At 64.9% G+C, this 16,814-nt stretch carries 14 protein-coding genes; 3 read left to right on the top strand and 11 right to left on the bottom strand.

Annotation, left to right across the window (positions count from 1 at the left end; all coding sequences use genetic code 11):
• Positions 1-56: 56 nt before the first annotated feature.
• The 6 genes from CDPAHKCJ_RS09865 to CDPAHKCJ_RS09840 all read right to left on the bottom strand — a co-directional run bounded on the left by CDPAHKCJ_RS09865 (position 57) and on the right by CDPAHKCJ_RS09840 (position 6,963).
• The gene (locus tag CDPAHKCJ_RS09865; protein WP_166019663.1) at positions 57-1,295 is read right to left on the bottom strand and encodes a hypothetical protein; all 1,239 of its coding nucleotides are present in this window, start codon (positions 1,293-1,295) and stop codon (positions 57-59) included.
• Entirely contained in the window at positions 1,285-2,046 is a 762-nt protein-coding gene (locus CDPAHKCJ_RS09860) for a DUF1007 family protein (RefSeq protein ID WP_166019662.1), read from the bottom strand. Before CDPAHKCJ_RS09860 ends, CDPAHKCJ_RS09865 begins: the two co-directional genes overlap by 11 nt.
• 122 nt (positions 2,047-2,168) lie before the next feature.
• Positions 2,169-3,698 carry a response regulator gene (locus CDPAHKCJ_RS09855; RefSeq protein WP_166019661.1) on the bottom strand — a complete coding sequence of 510 codons (1,530 nt, stop codon included), beginning with the start codon at positions 3,696-3,698 and terminating at the stop codon, positions 2,169-2,171.
• A 16-nt stretch (positions 3,699-3,714) separates the two neighbouring features.
• A complete protein-coding gene (locus CDPAHKCJ_RS09850) occupies positions 3,715-5,853 on the bottom strand; it encodes a cache domain-containing protein (protein ID WP_166019660.1) in 2,139 nt (712 codons plus the stop codon).
• A gap of 124 nt (positions 5,854-5,977) precedes the next feature.
• Positions 5,978-6,415 carry a hypothetical protein gene (locus CDPAHKCJ_RS09845; RefSeq protein WP_166019659.1) on the bottom strand — a complete coding sequence of 146 codons (438 nt, stop codon included), beginning with the start codon at positions 6,413-6,415 and terminating at the stop codon, positions 5,978-5,980.
• Positions 6,415-6,963, bottom strand: a complete 549-nt coding sequence (locus CDPAHKCJ_RS09840; RefSeq protein WP_166019658.1) for a hypothetical protein — start codon at positions 6,961-6,963, stop codon at positions 6,415-6,417. Before CDPAHKCJ_RS09840 ends, CDPAHKCJ_RS09845 begins: the two co-directional genes overlap by 1 nt.
• Positions 6,964-7,450: 487 nt before the next feature.
• Here CDPAHKCJ_RS09840 and betT point away from each other — a divergent pair, with 487 nt between their 5' ends.
• The 3 genes from betT (at position 7,451) to CDPAHKCJ_RS09825 (ending at position 11,607) form a co-directional block, all read left to right on the top strand.
• Complete coding sequence (gene betT, locus CDPAHKCJ_RS09835) at positions 7,451-9,448, top strand: choline BCCT transporter BetT (protein WP_166019657.1); 1,998 nt, start codon at positions 7,451-7,453, stop codon at positions 9,446-9,448.
• Between the two features lie 364 nt (positions 9,449-9,812).
• Complete coding sequence (locus CDPAHKCJ_RS09830) at positions 9,813-10,292, top strand: Dps family protein (RefSeq protein WP_166019656.1); 480 nt, start codon at positions 9,813-9,815, stop codon at positions 10,290-10,292.
• A 202-nt stretch (positions 10,293-10,494) separates the two neighbouring features.
• Complete coding sequence (locus CDPAHKCJ_RS09825) at positions 10,495-11,607, top strand: phosphatase domain-containing protein (protein ID WP_166019655.1); 1,113 nt, start codon at positions 10,495-10,497, stop codon at positions 11,605-11,607.
• A gap of 123 nt (positions 11,608-11,730) precedes the next feature.
• On the opposite strand, the gene CDPAHKCJ_RS09820 is transcribed toward CDPAHKCJ_RS09825, so the two are convergent.
• The 5 genes from CDPAHKCJ_RS09820 to rmuC all read right to left on the bottom strand — a co-directional run bounded on the left by CDPAHKCJ_RS09820 (position 11,731) and on the right by rmuC (position 16,618).
• The gene (locus tag CDPAHKCJ_RS09820; protein WP_166019654.1) at positions 11,731-12,204 is read right to left on the bottom strand and encodes a DoxX family protein; all 474 of its coding nucleotides are present in this window, start codon (positions 12,202-12,204) and stop codon (positions 11,731-11,733) included.
• Positions 12,205-12,297: 93 nt separating this feature from the next.
• Complete coding sequence (locus CDPAHKCJ_RS09815) at positions 12,298-13,104, bottom strand: DNA-binding domain-containing protein (protein WP_166019653.1); 807 nt, start codon at positions 13,102-13,104, stop codon at positions 12,298-12,300.
• Entirely contained in the window at positions 13,101-14,027 is a 927-nt protein-coding gene (locus CDPAHKCJ_RS09810) for a DUF692 domain-containing protein (protein WP_166019652.1), read from the bottom strand. The genes CDPAHKCJ_RS09815 and CDPAHKCJ_RS09810 overlap by 4 nt, the downstream gene beginning before the upstream one ends.
• A 109-nt stretch (positions 14,028-14,136) precedes the next feature.
• Positions 14,137-14,433, bottom strand: coding sequence for a DUF2282 domain-containing protein (locus CDPAHKCJ_RS09805; protein ID WP_166019651.1), 297 nt, complete (start codon positions 14,431-14,433; stop codon positions 14,137-14,139).
• A gap of 340 nt (positions 14,434-14,773) precedes the next feature.
• Entirely contained in the window at positions 14,774-16,618 is a 1,845-nt protein-coding gene (gene rmuC, locus CDPAHKCJ_RS09800) for a DNA recombination protein RmuC (RefSeq protein WP_240916750.1), read from the bottom strand.
• Positions 16,619-16,814: the final 196 nt, after the last annotated feature.

Here is a 16,814-nt window from a genome sequence, read left to right as displayed (position 1 = left end):
GTAGGTAGTCAGCAGCACGCCTGTTTGGCGCCGCAGACCTCACTCGTCGCCGGATCTCACTTGTCGCCTGAGCTCTGCCCTGACGTCCTCGGGCCCAGCGGGCTCTGGAGGGTGGTGCCGGGCGCCGAGCGATCAAACGGTGAAGCACCGCGACCGGTGGGAGAGTCCAGCGCCTTGAGACTACTGGCGACCAGCAAGGCGCCAAAGACCGTGATGATGATGCCGCCGAGCAGACCAACCAGCGCCGCCCACGGCCACTGACGACGTGCGCGGCCGCCCGAGTGCGTCCCACCCAGGCGCGAGCCAGCCGCTGCCAGGCGTCCGCTGGCCTTCATGATCAAGGTGGCCATCGCCACGCTACCCACCGTCAGCGCGGTGCCCAATGACATGGCCAGCACCGCCAGTACCCCGCTGCCGACCATGTTCAGCGCCAGCGCGGCCAGCAAGACCAGAATCGCGCCGGAACACGGCCGCAGGCCGATCGCCAGCACCGCCATGCCCATGGTGCGCCAGTCGCCACTGGCCTGCTCCGCCGTCACGCCATGCGCATGGCCGCAACCACAGTCATGCCCGTATGAATGAGCATGGCCGTGAGAGTGTGAGTGAGAATGTGAGTGGACGTGGCCAGGCGACGGCTCGAACGCCAGCCCCTGCATCGCTGGCGCCGGCGGCTCTCCCGCGCTTGAGACAGGCTGTGCCCTGACAACACGCCATAGCGTGCGAGCGGCGCGCCACAGCAGCAACAGCCCCAGCACCAGCACCCCGAGATGACTGAGCAGGGTGACCTTCTCGACCTGTCCGAGCACATCGCGCCCCGCCCAGTCGAGCAGCCCCGCCCCGAGGCCGACCAGCACCAGCGCACTGACGCCCTGCAGCAAGGCCGCCAGCAACGACAGCCACAGCGCACGCCGCCGAACGATGGGCTGGCTGACCAGCAGCGTACTGATGACGACCTTGCCATGGCCGGGGCCTGCGGCATGCAGCACGCCATAGGTGAAGGACAGCCCGATCAGCGCCCAGGGCGTGCCGGGATGCGCGGCAAGTTCATTCATGGCGCGCCCCAGCGAGCGCTGGAAACGCGATTGCTCGGCGAAGATCCACCCCAGCGCCTCGCCCCAGCCCTGCACCAGGCTTGGCCAGAGCGCCAAGCCCAGCACGAGCAGCCCGCAGCCGACCGCCAGCCAGCCAGCCAGGCGCCGCCCCCGCGACGAGGCCGGCTTCAACAGTCCATCGCGCATGCCCTTGAGGCTCTTGATATCGCCAAGCCCGCTGGTGTCCTTCGGTTCACTGCTCATCAGCCACCTCACAGCTGACACTGCCGACCTCGGCGAAGTACTGGCCGAGATCCATCGGTGCGGTGGCGTTGATATCCAGCATCGAGGCCTCGGCGACCTTGGACGGGTCCGGGTCGGCCGGCGTGATGCCCGGCGTGCACCTGAGCGCCGAGTCCTGCCCTTCCAGCCCGCTCACCACCAGCCCTTGCTGCACGGCGATGGCGTCCGGGTCATGCAGAATCTCGATGTAATAGGTGGGGTCGTAGATACGATAACTGAGGGTGTGGCCAGCCATCGCGACCGGCTCGGCCAGCGGCAGCTCCATCTGGAAGGCGACACGCTCACCCTTGAGCCAGGTGGTCTGGCGCGTCGCCTTGCCAAGCGCCACGGGTTCGCCGTCCAGCGTGACATGGGTGTAGTAATCGAACTGCGACAGATTGGCCAGAATCTCGCTGCCCAGCACATCGAGGCGCTGCTCCATGCTGGTATCGTCCTCAAGCGCGGCCAGTTCCTGACGCAGCGTCAGACTGTAGAAGGGGTCAAGCAGCCAATACTGACGCATCGCGACGGCCCGCCCCTGGTCATCGAGGCGCAGCGTCACCCGCAGGTCGACCCAGCCGTGCGGGTGGGCTGCGGCAGGCTGACTGGCCACCAGGGTGCCCAGCATCAGTAGCGGCGTCAGCCAGGCTGCAGGGCGCAGGCCATGACGAGACGGGAAACGCGCCAGCGCGGACGACAGCGCCGCCACCAGGCGATGAACAGCAACAGACATCGAGAAACTCCGGCAGAACGTCACGGGGACGACAGGAAGGGATCGGCAGGATGTTACTTCATAACAAAACGGGAGGCATCCCGACGCAGTCCGAGGATACTTTCGACAGGCTTTGATGACGGTCAGTTCGCCGAACCATCATGGCCATGGCGAAAGTCTTCTCGGCGCAGCCCGTATTTGTGCATCTTGAGATTGAGCGTACGCCGCGGCAGTGCCAGTTCCTCCAGCACCTGAGCGATGTTGCCGCGTGCGCGAGTCAAGGCGGCGCGAATCAAGGTCGACTCGAACATCGCCACCTGTGCCGCCAGCCCATGCTCCTCGCTGCTCGCCAGCGCCTCGTCGCTCGCACCACTGGCGGCCTCGCAAGCCTCCTCCTCCGATGAGGCGCTACCCGGCACTGATGACCGTTGCACCGCGGGCAATTCTCCCAGCACCACACGGCGACTGGCGGCCTGACGCAGCTGCCACAGGTTGCCCGGCCAGTCCGCCGCCATCAACGCGGCCAGCTCACCGCGGCCGAAGGGTTGCGCCTCCACCTCATGCACCTCGGCGGCCTGACGGCTGAAATGCGCCATCAGCAACGGGATGTCCTCGCGACGCTCGCGCAGGGCGGGGGTCGTCAGTTCGATCTCGGCCAGTGCATGCCCGAGGGTGCGAGTCAGCGGCCCGCTCGCCATCACGTCGCCCACGCTGCACAGCGCGCTGCACACCAGCCGCGGTGCCTGGCGGGCCCCCTCCTCACGCGCGGCGATCCAGCCTTCCAGCCACTGCCATTGCGCGCCACTCAGGTGGTCCACCTCATGCAGCAGCAAGGTATTGGCCGCAGGACATGCCGCGAGCGCATCCTCGATCGCGCTCGCCAGTGCCTCCGCGCCCTCTGCCCTGGCTTGCGACAGGGGCGCGCATTCCACGCGTGCCAGCAAGACCGTCGCCGCCGTCGGCATGGCGGTAGATGAGGGCAGCGCGTCAGCAGGCGGCGCATGCTCGGCCAGTGCCAGCGCCAGAGTGCTGCGCCCGCTGCCCTCCTCGCCGCTGATCCAGACCCGCGCCGGGTGCCCGCGCAATTCAAGCAGTCGCTCACGCAGCTGGCGAATCTGACGGCTCTCACCCCGCAGCAGACCACTGAGGCCGCGCACGCTCAAGCGCCGGCGCAGACGTTGGTTTTCATCGCTCAGACGCCGCCCCGCCAGCGCCTGACGCAGCTTCAGCTCCAGTGCTTCGGGGTCAAACGGCTTCTCGATGAAATCGCGCGCGCCGCCCTGCATCGCGGCAACGGCCGTGGCGACATCGCCGTGCCCAGTCATCATCAGCACCGGCAGCTCCGGTGCCTGCAGCGCAAGCCGCGCCAGCAGCGTCAGCCCATCCATGCCCGGCATGCGGATATCGCTGATCACCACGCTGACCGGCTCGGCGGCGGCCAAGGCTTCCAATAGCGCCTCGGCGCGCGAGAAGCAGCGCAGGTGGATCTCGGCCAACTCCAGCCATTGGGTGAGGGATTCGCGCACCGCCGGGTCGTCATCCACCAGCCATACCGGGGCCTCGCGGGTCAGATCGCTGTCCTGCTGCAGGCGCAGCTCTGCCGGGTCCAGGCCCGTGGCGGCAAACTCCTCTGCGCCCTCGAAGCCATCGCTGTCGTGCGTATAGCCTGTCATTCGTGCGTATACCCCGTCATGTCACGGATTGCTGCCCGCTGCCTTGTTGTTCGGTGCTTTCATGGCCAAGGCCTTCATGACCCGTGCCGTCGCCGTCATGCCCCCCTTCGGACGCTGGCGTGCGTAGCCACAATTCGAAGCAGGCGCCGCCCAGCGCAGCGCCCTCAGTCTGCAAGGAGCCCTCAGCCGGTTCAGACACTGAAGCGCCATCGGCCAGACGCAGCTGGCCACCGAGGTCGCGCGCCAGGCCATAACTCAGAAACAATCCCATCCCCATGCCCTCGCCGACCTCGCGTGTGGTGGTGAATGGGTCGAACAGCGTGGCACGCAGCGCAGGGTCGATGCCGGGGCCATTGTCCTCGATGCGCAGACATCCGCCCGGCTGTCCCTCAAGACTGGTCACTGCCGGCCAGGCCTGCCAGCTGAGGCGCAATCGCGGGGCCACGTGCTCGTCGTCCGACGCATCGCTCTGCTGACCGGTCTGTTGATCGGCCTGCTGCGCTTTCTGCTCCCCTTCCAGCGCATCGAGTGCATTGCGGATCAGGTTGGTCAGCAACTGCTCGAGACGCACCTGTTCGCCCATCACGATGATGTCCCGGGGCAGCCCGCCCTGCTCCACCGTCAGGTCGAGGGCGGTGATTCGCTCGGCGAGCAGCTCCAGCGCAAAGTCGATGCGCGGTGCCAGCGCCAGGGCGACGGGCGCCTGCTGACTGGCCGGACGCACGAAGACCCGCAGCTGGCGGATCATGTCGGCCAGGCGCTCGGACAGCTCACTGATACGCGTGAAGTTGCTGGCGGCGGACTCTGCGGCACGCGCGGTCAACTCGGGGCGCGTAGCGGCGGAGGCGACTCCCCGCGCCAGCAGCTTGCCGCCGCTGGCGGCGTAGGTGCGAATGCCGACCAGCGGCTGATTGAGCTCATGGGCGATACCGGCCGCCATGGTGCCCAGCGCGGCCAGCTTGCCGGCCTGCACCAGCTCGTCACGCGTGGCCTCGAGTTCGCGCGAGCGCTGGGCGACCCGCTCCTCGAGGCGCTCGTTGATCTCGCGCATCATCACCGCTTCACGCCGAATCAGCCCCAGGCGTGCCTGACGTTCGCGCATCCACAGCGCCATCATCGCCAGCCCCAGGATCACGGCGAGGCCGACCAGCACCACATTGCGCGCCTGGATATAGAGTGGCCGCAACGGCATCAGAAAATGCAGTTGCCAGCCCAGCGGTCCGCTGGCCAGCGACTCATCCAGATAACGCTGCCCCATCGCCGCCGTCGGCAGCCGCACGATCTCCGACGCCGCCAGTTCGTGGTGGTCGCCCAGCACCAGGCTGCCGTCCTCCAGCTCCCGCGACAGCGGTGTCAGCGGCGCCCCGCGAAACTGCTGCTGTGCCCGAATGCTGTCTAGTGCCTGAGGCTCGATCGCCTCCAGCGCGCGATACTTCCAGTTACGCCGCGAGGCCAGCAGCACGATGCGATTGGCATCGGCGAGCAGCACCGTCTCTCCCGCCTGGCGCCAGGTATCTTCCAGCGCTTCCAGCGAGACCTTGACCACCATGACGCCCAGCGGCTGACCCTCGGCTCCCAGCACCGGTGCCGAAACGAAGTAGCCCGGACGCCCGGTGGTATTGCCGACGGCGAAGAACTCGCCGCGTCCGCGCGCCAGGGCATCGATGAAGTAGGGGCGATAGTCGTAGCGATAGCCGACGAAGCTGTCTGGCTGATCGAAGTTGCTCGCGGCCACGGTCATGCCATTGCGGTCGGTCAGGAAGATGGCCGCCGCGCCGGAGGCACTCGCGACTCGCCGCAGATGCTGATTGAGGTCACTGCTCGAGCCAAGGGGAGCGGCGGCACTGGAGGTATCGGGCTGATCTGAGGGGATTACAGGCGCCGTTGCCGCAGGCGAAGCGCTCTGCTCGTCAAGGGCGATGCGCACACGGGCCTGGCGCGCCAGCAACTCCGGCAGCCATTGGAAGCGCGACAATTCAGCATTCAGCGTGCTGGCGTAGAAATTCAGGCGAGTCGCGGCGTGCTGGCGGGCATCACGCTCGCCGCGCGCCAGCTCCCAGTGCCAGAGAGCAAACAGGGCCATCAGCCCGGCCAGCAGGCTGGCCGTGAGTGCCAGCCAGGCCAGACGCCGACGGCGCAGCGCACTCAGCGTCATGGGCTGTCACACCGCGCGAGCGCGGGCTCGCCCGGGCTTCGGTACTGCCCGCCGGCGAAGTGGCGGGCAAGGCCAGAGAGGCGACGCTGAGGGCCGCCTCGTGGAGTTGCCATGCAAGTGACAGTCACGGCGCGCCGATCACCGGCACGGTGCGCGCATCCAGGGCCACGGCGACTTCCACCAGCAGGTTGTCGAGGCGACCCGGCGCGATATCGGCACCATTGCTATCACCGGTCACGCTGAGACGAATCTGGCCGTTGACCTCGCTCACCCAAGCTTCCAGTGCCAGCGGCGGCCGGGCAGCGTAGCTGGCATCCAGGCGTTCGAGGTCCGGGTCTGCGCGCTCGATGATGAAGCCACGCTCCGCCAGCGTCGTCAGCAGGGTGACGAAGACCTGCCGGGAGGTCAGAGTGCCGCTGTTGGGGGCGATCACCGCGGTGCGTGAATCCGGCGCATGGGTCGGCTGATTCATGCAGCCCCCCAGCACCAGCAGGCCGGCGAGCAGCGTCGCGAGCCCCAGACGTTGCCACAGCAAGCGTGGAGATGCCTTGCGCATGTTCATCAGCGAACCTCCCGTGGATCACGACCCGCCAGCGCGGTCTGCAGCTGACGCTCGATCTGGCGGCAGCTGTCGCTGTCATTGTGAGGGCGGGCATCGATGACGTAGCCACCCTGGTTGATGACCTGCTCGTCGCGGATCACGCGCACGCGCTCATCCGGCGCGACCAGCGAGATGCGCTCGAAGCTGATCGGGTCATCACGGAAGGTGTCGTTGCCGACGCCCACGCCGAAATCGTTGCCCGCCGCGACGCCGTAGCCCACCGAAAAGCCGATGCGCGAGCCGAAGGGCCCGTCGATCGCGCCCAGGCCAGGCTGGTCCACCTTGCGCTCACCCGTCACCACGCCCAGCGCTTGCTCGCTCTCGCGGATCTTGTAGCCACGGGCCTCCATGACCTGCGCCGCAGCACGCAACCACTGATTGGCATCGCCCTCACGCGGGAAGATGCAGGCCTCGGGCAGGCCAGCGCTGTCATTCGCGGCCAGCGGGTCCTTGCCGGACAGAGCCGAGCAACCGCTCAGCAGCACCAGCCCCACTGCGAGCAATGTCATGCGCGGCAGTCGCGAGCGCACTGACGTGTCAGCCAGGTCCGGCCGCGCGGGAAATTCGGAAAGTCGATGGAGCATGCGAACGTCTCCGGTCAGCCACTTGAGCCGGCGCGACATCATGATTTTCACACCATGAGACACGCCAGAGGCACTAGACTGACACATAAGTCTTGTAGGGTTTCTGCATAATTATGGTATCAAGACAGCGGGATACCCTGGATGCAGGAAACCTCATCTTAGCCTCCAGCCATGCCAGCGCCTACCGTATCCAGCACCCGACAATGCCTGACAAGGCCGCACTGGCATTGCCATTTCACACGACGATCACGCAACGCCAGCACTGCCGGTACCACTCGCTCGGTGCACAAATCGCCTGTCAACGCGCGCAACACTGGTTACATATGGAAACGATATCGCGCGGACAACTCACGACGCTACAGGTTCAATAAGTTACCATTATCGACGAATAGGCAATCAGGGAGAGAAATTTATGTCAGAAAATGCCGACCAGCCCACGGTCGCCAAGATCAATCCGCCAGTCTTCTTCGGCTCCGCCGTCGTGATTCTGGCGTTCGTGATCTTTACGGTCGCCATGCCGGAAACCGCACAGACCGCCTTCGGTCATGTCCAGACCTGGATCATCGACACCGTCGGTTGGTTCTACCTGCTGGCCATGGGCCTGTTCGTGATCTTCACGCTGGGTCTCGCCTTCTCGCGCTATGGCGACATCAAGCTGGGGCCAGACCATTCCGAGCCGGACTTCAGCTATGGCTCCTGGTTCGCGATGCTGTTTTCCGCGGGCATGGGCATCGGCCTGATGTTCTACGGCGTTGCCGAGCCTGTCTTCCACTTCACTGCGCCTCCGGTCGGCGATGCCGGCACCGTCGAGGCCGCCCGTGAGGCCATGAAGACCACCTTCTTCCACTGGGGCATCCACGCCTGGGGCGTCTATGCCGTCGTGGCGCTGGCGCTGGCCTATTTCAGCTTCCGCCACAACCTGCCGCTGCGCATCAGCTCCGCGCTGTATCCGCTGATCGGCAAGCGCATCCATGGCCCGATCGGCCATGCCGTCGATATCTTCGCCGTCTTCGGCACCATGTTCGGGGTCGCGACCTCACTGGGTCTGGGCGTGCTGCAGGTCAGCTCCGGTCTGCATTATCTGTTCGATATCGACAACGATCTGACCACCCAGATCATCCTGATCGCCATCATCACCTGTCTGGCGACCGTCTCCGTGGTCATGGGTCTGGACGGCGGCATCCGTCGTCTCTCCGAGCTGAACCTTGGCCTGGCACTGGCGCTGATGCTGTTCGTGCTGTGCGTGGGTCCGACCATCTTCCTGCTGCAGACGCTGATCCAGAACATCGGTGGCTACCTCAGCGAAGTGGTCGACAAGACCTTCAACATGTTCGCCTATATCCCGGAAGATGGCCCGTCAAAATGGCTGGGTGGCTGGACCCTGTTCTACTGGGGCTGGTGGATCGCGTGGTCCCCGTTCGTTGGCATGTTCATCGCGCGTGTCTCGCGTGGTCGCACCATCCGTGAATTCGTCTACGGCGTGCTGTTCGTACCGATGGGCTTCACCTTCCTGTGGCTGACCTTCTTCGGCGACAGCGCCCTGCACATGCTGCTGACCGATACCGCAGGCAACCTGGCGGAAGCGGTCTCCGCCGATGCGTCCGTGGCACTGTTCAAGTTCCTTGAGCTGTTCCCGTTCGGCAGCATCACCTCCATGCTGGCCACCGTGCTGGTGGTGACCTTCTTCGTCACCTCCTCGGATTCCGGCTCGCTGGTCATCGACATGCTGACCTCCAAGGAAGGTGACGAATCTCCGGTCTGGCAGCGTGTCTTCTGGGCCTTCTCCGAAGGTTTCGTCGCCGTGGCGCTGCTGATGGCGGGTGGCCTGGGCGCGCTGCAGACCGCCTCGCTGGCCTCTGCCCTGCCGTTCGCGATCATCCTGATGTTCGTCTGCTATGGCCTGCTCAAGGCACTGCGTCTCGAGGGCGTCAAGCAACGCTCCATGCAGCACCTGAGCAACACGCCGGGCCACACTGCCGGCGGCGCACGCAGCTGGCAGAAGCGCGTCCAGACCCTGGTCGAGACGCCGCGCCAGAAGAACGTCGAGCAGTACCTGATCAACACCGTCACGCCGGCACTGGCGGATGTCGCGAAGGAATTCGAGGCCCAGGGCCTGGACACTCGCGTCAATGACGAGGAAGACCGCAGTTATCTGCAGGTCAGCCACGGCGAGGAAGTCGACTTCGTCTACGGTGTGCGGGTGCGTGAATACGCAGCACCGGCCTTCGCGCTGCGCAACGTCAAGCGCAAGGGCACCAGCGACGTGGAACGCCAATACCGCGCCGAGGTCTTCCTGCGTGAGGGTGGCCAGACCTATGACGTCATGGGTTACACCAAGGAGCAGGTGATCGGCGACGTGCTGGACCAGTACGAGAAGCACATGCACTTCCTGCACATGGCGCGCAACTGACGCCTGAGCGTTGCAGAAGTGATGACAGCTGACGACATGGCTGTCGCAAAGGCCCCGCCCCGTGCGGGGCCTTTGCGTATGTGGCCGAAATCAGAATGTCCAAGCCGGCGACATTGGCTGCAATATCCGTGTGCGACCTTGAAAACCGCATGCGCGCACCACATCTCTTGTCAGGCATTCATCTACGGCTTGAGGGTGGTGCGCCGGCGACGATAGGGGTGGCCGATGAGGGTGATACAGTGAATTCGTTACCCTGCATCCCGCCCAGCCTCTACACTGGTGGCATACTGGCAGCGCGGCTCGCCACCTGCATCTCCACTTTCCCCACAATGCCGTTCACTTCACATTTTTCAGGAGAGTCTTCATGTCCAACGATACCAATGCCATCGGCCTGCACACTGCCAGCGCCACTCAGCTGGCCGAGCACCTCAACATCCTGCTGGCCAACTACCAGACCTTCTACATGAATGCCCGTGGCTACCACTGGAACGTGAAGGGCAACCAGTTCTTCGAGCTGCACGTGAAGTTCGAGGAAACCTACACCGACCTGCTGACCAAGGTCGACGAGATCGCCGAGCGTATCCTGACCCTGGGTCACGAGCCGCTGCACGCCTACAGTGACTACGCGCGTGTCGCCACCATCAAGGAAGACACCCACGTCAGCGACGGCACGGCTTGCATCAAGGGTCTGCTGACCGGTTACAAGTCCCTGATCGAACTGCAGCGCGAAATCATGTCCGTCGCGTCTGACGCCGATGATGAAGGTACCGCCTCACTGGTCGGTGACTACATCCGCGAGCAGGAAAAGACCGTGTGGATGCTGTCCGCCTACCTGGGCGAGTAAGCGCTCAAGCCAGTGCAGTGCCAAGGCATGACAGCGCGGATCTCTGATGCAGCTCCTGCCTGACGCTGTACTTGACTGACACTGGGCCGCGAGGCATTCGCGCAGTGTGAACGCCGCCTTTCGACCCTGCACACGCGGGACTCGAAAGGCGGCGTTGTCATGTGGCCATGAAGGCCCGCCAAATACCGACCAGGAGGGTTGCATGTCACTGCCGCTGACACGTCTGCTACGCAAGCTGCTGCATGTGGCTGCCAAGCCCATGCGCCACGCCCAGGGCAAGGATGGCTACGTCATTCACGCCTACCGTGGCTATGGCTCGCACAGCGAAGCCTTTCTGATGGGGCGCATCTTCCGCCAGCCCGGCTCACGTAGCCAGCTGGCTCCCGGTGCCGGACGCGACCTGATGGATGTCGGTCGCCGCATGCTGCGCTGGGGCAAGAGCGGCGTCGAGGTAGAGGTCGCGCTGGGAGACAACCGCACCACCGCCATCACCGACCGCGATGGCTACTTCAGCGTGCATCTGCCGTTGGTCGAGCCGCTGGAGCATCAGGGCCAGTGGCATACCGCCCGCATCACCGCGTGTCCGCCGAAGCAGCCCCCGGTGGAGGGCGAGGCACAGGTCTATCTGCCGCCCATCAGCACGCGCCTCGGGGTGATCAGCGATATCGACGACACCGTGATGTACACCGGTGTCGCCAACAAGCTCAAGATGCTTTATCGCCTGTTCATCGAGTCCGCCGAGCGCCGCACCGCCTTTCCCGGCGTGGCCGCGCTCTATCAGGCACTGCATGAGGGAGATGACGGCCAGCAGCAGCGCCCGCTGCTCTATGTGTCGCGTGGCCCATGGAGCATCTACGAGATGCTGGAGGTCTTCTTCCAGCACAACCGCATTCCGGTCGGGCCGATCCTGTTCCTGCGCGAGTGGGGGCTGACGCTGCAACGCCCGCTACCCAGACGCTCCGAAGACCACAAGCAGGCGCTGATCGAGAAGATGCTCGGCTTGTATGACGAGATGCAGTTTCTGCTCATCGGCGACAGCGGCCAGCATGACCCGGAAGTCTACGCCGAGGTCGTACGCCGCTATCCCGGCCGCATCTGCGCGATCTACATTCGCCAGATAGGCGATTCGGACTCGCGCAAGGCCGAGCTGGACCGGCTCGGCGAGGAGCTGGCCGCTCTCGGCTGCGTGATGCTGTTGAGCACCGATAGCCTCGACATGGCGCACCACGCGCATGCCAACGGCTACATCGATGCCGCCAGTGTCGAGATGGTGCGCGCCGAGATCGAGCACCAACTCGCCGACGAGCCGGCCTGAGCGCCTCGATAGCCAGCGGATAGATAGCGACACTACAACGCAAGACGGAGACCCCGGGGTCTCCGTCTTGCATTGTGTACGACTCACACCTCTCTCACCGGCTGCCACCATCAGATGACGACTTCAGGCGATGCGTGAGCGAATCAGCTGATCAAGCGACAGACGCCCCGGGCCTTGCAGTACCAGCACCAGCAGGCTGGACAGCCACAGGCCGTGGGTCACCCAGGCGTGGGGATAGACGAACAACTGGATAGTCAGTGTCATGAGGGCCAGCCCCAGCGCCGCGAAGCGCGTCCCCAGCCCCAGCCACAGCATCAGCGGGAAGAGGTGCTCGGCGATGGTCGCCAGCCACGCGACCAGTATCGGCGAGACCAGCGGCAAGGCGTATTCATGTTCAAACAGGAAGAAGGTGCTGTCCTTGATCGAGAAGCCGTCGACCTTGGTCTGTGCCGACATGAAGAACACGGCACCCATCACGATGCGCATCAGGATCAGCACCGCATCCATGCGCAGATTTTCCAACCAGACGAACACTTTCAGGACCTGCCCCGCCACACCGGAGCGAACCGCAGGCGTCGTTGATGATTCAAGGCTCATGATGAGGCCTCCTCAAGGGTGCGCCAGGGCGCGAAGGGTCGAGCAGAAAAGAAGCGAGCAGGATAAAGCAGAGCAAGAAGCCATCGAGCACGATCAGGTCGGCGCGCGAAAGACACCACTTGCCAGCAGCGGGGCCAGCAGCGGCCCCAGCTCCTGTTCAGGATGTGTGTCTGCGAGCCGCGCTGCCGCGTCCGCCAGCGTCTGCCCCGCCAGCAGCAGATCAAGCAGACAGGCAGCGGCCTCGCACAGCACCGTGACCTGCACATCCAGCGCCGGGCGCGTGATCAACACCCGTTGGGGCCGCACGATATCCAGTCCCTCAAGCGTCGCGCCTGCATGCTGATGGCGCTGCCAGATCTCGAGCACCGCATGCTCCAGGCGCAGCAGGCATGCCGCGGGGTGCGCCGAGAACCTGAGCTCCATCACCGCCTCGGGCGGCAAACCCGCCAGCCGGGTCGGCACCAGGGCTTCGGCGTCCGCCGCGTGATAGGCCACCAGACGAGCGGCCTCGAAGCGTGCCAGGTCCACCGCATAGAACGGTAGCTGAGCAGCCAACACCTGACGCGTCTCGACCAGCGTGGTCAGGGTCGCGTGCAGGGTTTCGGCAAGGCCAGCCCCGTACTCCATCATCAGCGGTGATCGCGGCAGATGATGGCGGGAATGATCATGGGCCAGGGCCGCAAAGAAGCGCTCACCTACCACCTGACGGGTCACCGGATAGGCCTCTTCCAGTGCACTGATCAGGCTGGCCCAGACATTGTTGCGATAGACATCGAGGCGCTGCTGATGGCCTGCCTCGATACCGGGCAGCGCAACGTCGGGCTGGGTGAGCGCCTCGATGAAGGCGCCCTGCCAATCGGGCTGGTGCCCAGCGCTGGCATGCCGCTCGAGAGAGATCATCGGTCGCCCTCCTCGCCGGAGCGTGCCAGTTGCTGCGCTCGCGTGCTGTGCAGCAAGGTCTGTGCGCGCGCGGTCTGTCCCAGCAATACCTCCAGCGCCGGCACCTGGGTATCCCATTCAATCAGCGTCGGGCGCGGCCCGATGCGATTGATGAAGTCGGCATACAGCGCCCAGACCTCATCGCAGACCGGCGCACCATGATTGTCGATCAACAGGCCTTCACGCGTGTCCTCACCATGCCCCGCCAGATGGATCTCCCCGACGGCGTGAGCCGGAATGGACTCCAGCCAGGCCGCGGGATCGATCCCGATGTTGTGCGCCGAGACGAAGACATTGTTGACGTCGATCAGCAGTCCACAGCCACTGCGCTCGACCAGGCGAGTGAGGAAATGGGTCTCGGGAATCAGTTCCGCTCCCAGCTCGCGTGCATCGAAACGCAGATAGTGGGCGGGATTCTCGATCAATACCTGACGGCCCAGGGTGTCCTGCAACTGCATCAGGTTATCGCTGACCCGTGCCAGCATCGCGTCCGTCAGCGGTACCGGCAGCAGGTCGTTGTAGAAGTGGCCGCTATGGCCGGCCCAGGCCAGATGTTCTGACACGCTGGTGGGCGGGTGACGCTCGCAGAGCGTTCTGAGGCGCGCCAGATGCGTGGCATCCAGCGGGCGCTCCGATGCCAGCGACAGGCCGACACCATGAATCGAGAGCGGATACTCCTGCAGCGCATCCAGCCGGGCATGGGGTGCCCCGCCGGCGCCCATGTAGTTCTCGGCATGAATCTCGAGAAACCCCAGCGCCGGTCGCGACGACATCAGCTCACGCACATGCTGCGCCTTGAGACTGATGCCGACGGCCATCTCGTCGAGCGAGGAATAGGCCGTACCGAAATCCGGACTGCCGGGGGAAGGGGATGGCTGGTGCATGAAGACCTCTCGAGGCTGCGAACGTCCGGTGGCGGCGTGGCGACAGGCCACCGGACGTCAAGTTCGGGGGATGTTCGGGAAAGTCCGAGCCAGCCCCGACACGTGATGCTTACTTGATCTCTTCCAGGCTGCCGGTGCCATTCGGCGTCTCGATGGAGGTGCAGGTGCCTTCCGGAACCAGCTTCCAGGCATTGCCCTGATAATCGACGGTCGAAGTCCCGGCACACGAAGTGCCCGGACCAGCGGCGCAGTCATTCTCACCGGCCAGCGACACGCCGTAACACTTTTCCATGCCCGCCGCGTGAGCCGGAAGCGAGACGACAGCGGTAGACAGAGCGACAGCGGTTCCGAGTGCGGAGGCCAGGGCAAAAGCGGTCTTGGCGGACGTGTTCGTCTTGGTAGACATGGGCATATCTCCTGAGAAAATGCTCTTTAATGAGCCAAACGTTATTTATCTATCACTTTCACCCCTGCGCTGCGGGCTCAATCCAACTTACGGGGAGCCTGGAAAGATGGATGCAGAAAAAATCGAAAATCCTGCCTCACCGGCGTCTCGACCATATCGCGCAACCCTCATTCCCCTCACCAGAAGTGGGAACGATACCCCGCGCTTGCGTTGACCTCGCCATACAAACGCCAGCGACCCCATGCAGGGGCCGCTGTCGTTGACTGTCATCCGCTGTCTGAACGTCTGTCGCAACGTCAGACGCAACGGCTGCCTGCAGTGCTGCAGGCGATGAGGGCGATCAGCTATCGCCCTGCCACTTGCGCTCCATGAGCTCCCAGCGCGAGAGCGACGCAGGCGCCTGCCCTGCCTCGGTATCCAGCGCCTCGGTATACAGCGCCTCGGCGTCCGGAGTCTCGGCGTCCGCCGCTCCGATGCCATCCTGGCCTTCACTGGCCGCCGCTTCTTCACCGGCAGGCCGCTCGGATGTGGCCTGGCGATCAAGCACCGGCGGCGCGGATGTCGGCGGCTGATCCAGCGCCTGCTCGGGCTGATGCAGGGTGTCGCGCGACTGGCGCACCAGTGATTCCGGCAATGGCTTCTTCATGCGCGCGCCGAGTTCCAGCAGCTCCTCGGCACGGCTGATCAGGTTGCCCCGCCCGCTGGCCAGCCGCTTCATGGCGGTATCATGCGCCTCGCGCGTGCGTCCCAGCTGAGTACCCAGCTCCTCGAGGGATTCGGCGAGGCCGCGGAACTTGTCGAGCAGCGCCCCGGCGCGCTCCCCGATCACGCGCGCATTGTCGTTCTGGCGCTCCAGACTCCACAGACTCGCTACGGTGCGCAGGCTGGCCAGCAAGGTGGTCGGCGTCACCATCACCACACCCTGGGTGAAGGCGTCCTGGAACAGGCTGTCATCGTGTTCGAAGGCCAGCGCGAAGGCCGGCTCCATCGGCAGGAACAGGAACACGAAGTCCGGCGAGCCCAGCCCCTCGATGGCGGGATAGTTGCGCCGCGCAAGCCCGGTGACATGGCCGCGCACCGAGGTCAGATGCGCACGCAGCGCGCGGGCTCGCGTCACGTCATCCTCGGCGTTGACGTACTCGGTGTAGGCGGTCAGCGAGACCTTGGCATCGATGATCAGATGCTTGTTGTCCGGCAGGTAGACGATGGCATCCGGACGCTGGCGTCCGCCCTCACCGGTGAACGACACCTCGCGCTTGAACTCGATGCCATCACGCAAACCGGAGCGCTCCAGCACGGTCTCCAGAATCATCTCGCCCCAGTTGCCCTGCATCTTGCTGTCGCCCTTGAGTGCGCGTGACAGGTTGGCCGCCTCCTCGGTGATCTGGCGGTTGAGGCCCGCCAGCTGGTCGAGCTGACTCTTGAGGCTGGTGCGCTCACGTACCTCCTCGCCATGCAGCTGCTCGAGGCGCTGGCGGAAGTCACCGACCTGCTCACGGAACGGCTTGAGCAGCTGCTCGAGCTGAGCGCCACTGGCGGCGGTGAAGCGCTGCTGGCGCTCCTCGAACACCTTGCCCGCCAGCTGCTCGAATTCCTGGCTCAGACGCTCGCGCGACTCGTTGAGCAATGCCAGCTGATCGGCATGATGGCTAGCCTCCTGGCGCTGGCGCGTCACCAGCGAGGCATGCGTCTCGCGCAGCTCGGCGTAGCGCTCGGACAGTGTCTCGAGACGCTCCTCGCGCTCCAGCAGCTGCGCCTCCAGCACTTCCTGCTGGCGGGTCAGGCTGCGTGCCAGCGTCTGCTGTTCACTCAGCGCACGCGACTGTTCATCAAGCCGCCCCTGCAGCGATTCGCGCAGCGTGGCGAGCTGCTCCGTCAGCGCATCACGCGCCTGGCGCGCCTCCTCCAGCGACTGGCTCAGATAGCGTTGCTGCTGCTCCGCCTGCTGCCCATCCAGTGCGCCACGTTGCTCGATCAAGGCCGCCCGCTGTTCGGCCTGTTGCTGTAGATCCCGCGTCTCTTCAAGCATCTGCTGCAACGCCTGCCGGGTTTCGTCACTGCTCTCTTCGAGAGCGTGAAACTGCTCGCGGGCTCGCCGCCAGCCCAGCCCCAGGATCAACGACAGCATCAACAGCACGCCGACCAGCAACCACATCACGGCGGAAGATTCAGAAAGCAGCGGCATCGGGCACTCCATGGCCTGTGAAAACGCAGTGGGGGTCACCCCCTTGAAAGTCAGTATCGCGCATCCATGTCTTGAGTGTCAGGGCACGAAAGGACGGGAACTCCCTGCATCAACGTGGGGCGCTCACCTCAGTGAGTGACGCACGCCGAGAGCAGAACTTTTCCCTTCTCTGCCCAGTACGCTCGCAAGAGCCGAA

The sequence above is a fragment of the Cobetia sp. MB87 genome, from assembly GCF_011319755.1.
Classification (GTDB): domain Bacteria; phylum Pseudomonadota; class Gammaproteobacteria; order Pseudomonadales; family Halomonadaceae; genus Cobetia.
This window is presented reverse-complemented; position numbering and strand designations above follow the sequence as displayed.

Coding starts and splice junctions, on each gene's coding strand:
- CDPAHKCJ_RS09865 (WP_166019663.1), bottom strand. CDS start 1,295: ATGAGCAGTGAACCGAAGGACACCAGCGGGCTTGGCGATATCAAGAGC.
- CDPAHKCJ_RS09860 (WP_166019662.1), bottom strand. CDS start 2,046: ATGTCTGTTGCTGTTCATCGCCTGGTGGCGGCGCTGTCGTCCGCGCTG.
- CDPAHKCJ_RS09855 (WP_166019661.1), bottom strand. CDS start 3,698: ATGACAGGCTATACGCACGACAGCGATGGCTTCGAGGGCGCAGAGGAG.
- CDPAHKCJ_RS09850 (WP_166019660.1), bottom strand. CDS start 5,853: ATGACGCTGAGTGCGCTGCGCCGTCGGCGTCTGGCCTGGCTGGCACTC.
- CDPAHKCJ_RS09845 (WP_166019659.1), bottom strand. CDS start 6,415: ATGAACATGCGCAAGGCATCTCCACGCTTGCTGTGGCAACGTCTGGGG.
- CDPAHKCJ_RS09840 (WP_166019658.1), bottom strand. CDS start 6,963: ATGACATTGCTCGCAGTGGGGCTGGTGCTGCTGAGCGGTTGCTCGGCT.
- betT (WP_166019657.1), top strand. CDS start 7,451: ATGTCAGAAAATGCCGACCAGCCCACGGTCGCCAAGATCAATCCGCCA.
- CDPAHKCJ_RS09830 (WP_166019656.1), top strand. CDS start 9,813: ATGTCCAACGATACCAATGCCATCGGCCTGCACACTGCCAGCGCCACT.
- CDPAHKCJ_RS09825 (WP_166019655.1), top strand. CDS start 10,495: ATGTCACTGCCGCTGACACGTCTGCTACGCAAGCTGCTGCATGTGGCT.
- CDPAHKCJ_RS09820 (WP_166019654.1), bottom strand. CDS start 12,204: ATGAGCCTTGAATCATCAACGACGCCTGCGGTTCGCTCCGGTGTGGCG.
- CDPAHKCJ_RS09815 (WP_166019653.1), bottom strand. CDS start 13,104: ATGATCTCTCTCGAGCGGCATGCCAGCGCTGGGCACCAGCCCGATTGG.
- CDPAHKCJ_RS09810 (WP_166019652.1), bottom strand. CDS start 14,027: ATGCACCAGCCATCCCCTTCCCCCGGCAGTCCGGATTTCGGTACGGCC.
- CDPAHKCJ_RS09805 (WP_166019651.1), bottom strand. CDS start 14,433: ATGTCTACCAAGACGAACACGTCCGCCAAGACCGCTTTTGCCCTGGCC.
- rmuC (WP_240916750.1), bottom strand. CDS start 16,618: ATGCCGCTGCTTTCTGAATCTTCCGCCGTGATGTGGTTGCTGGTCGGC.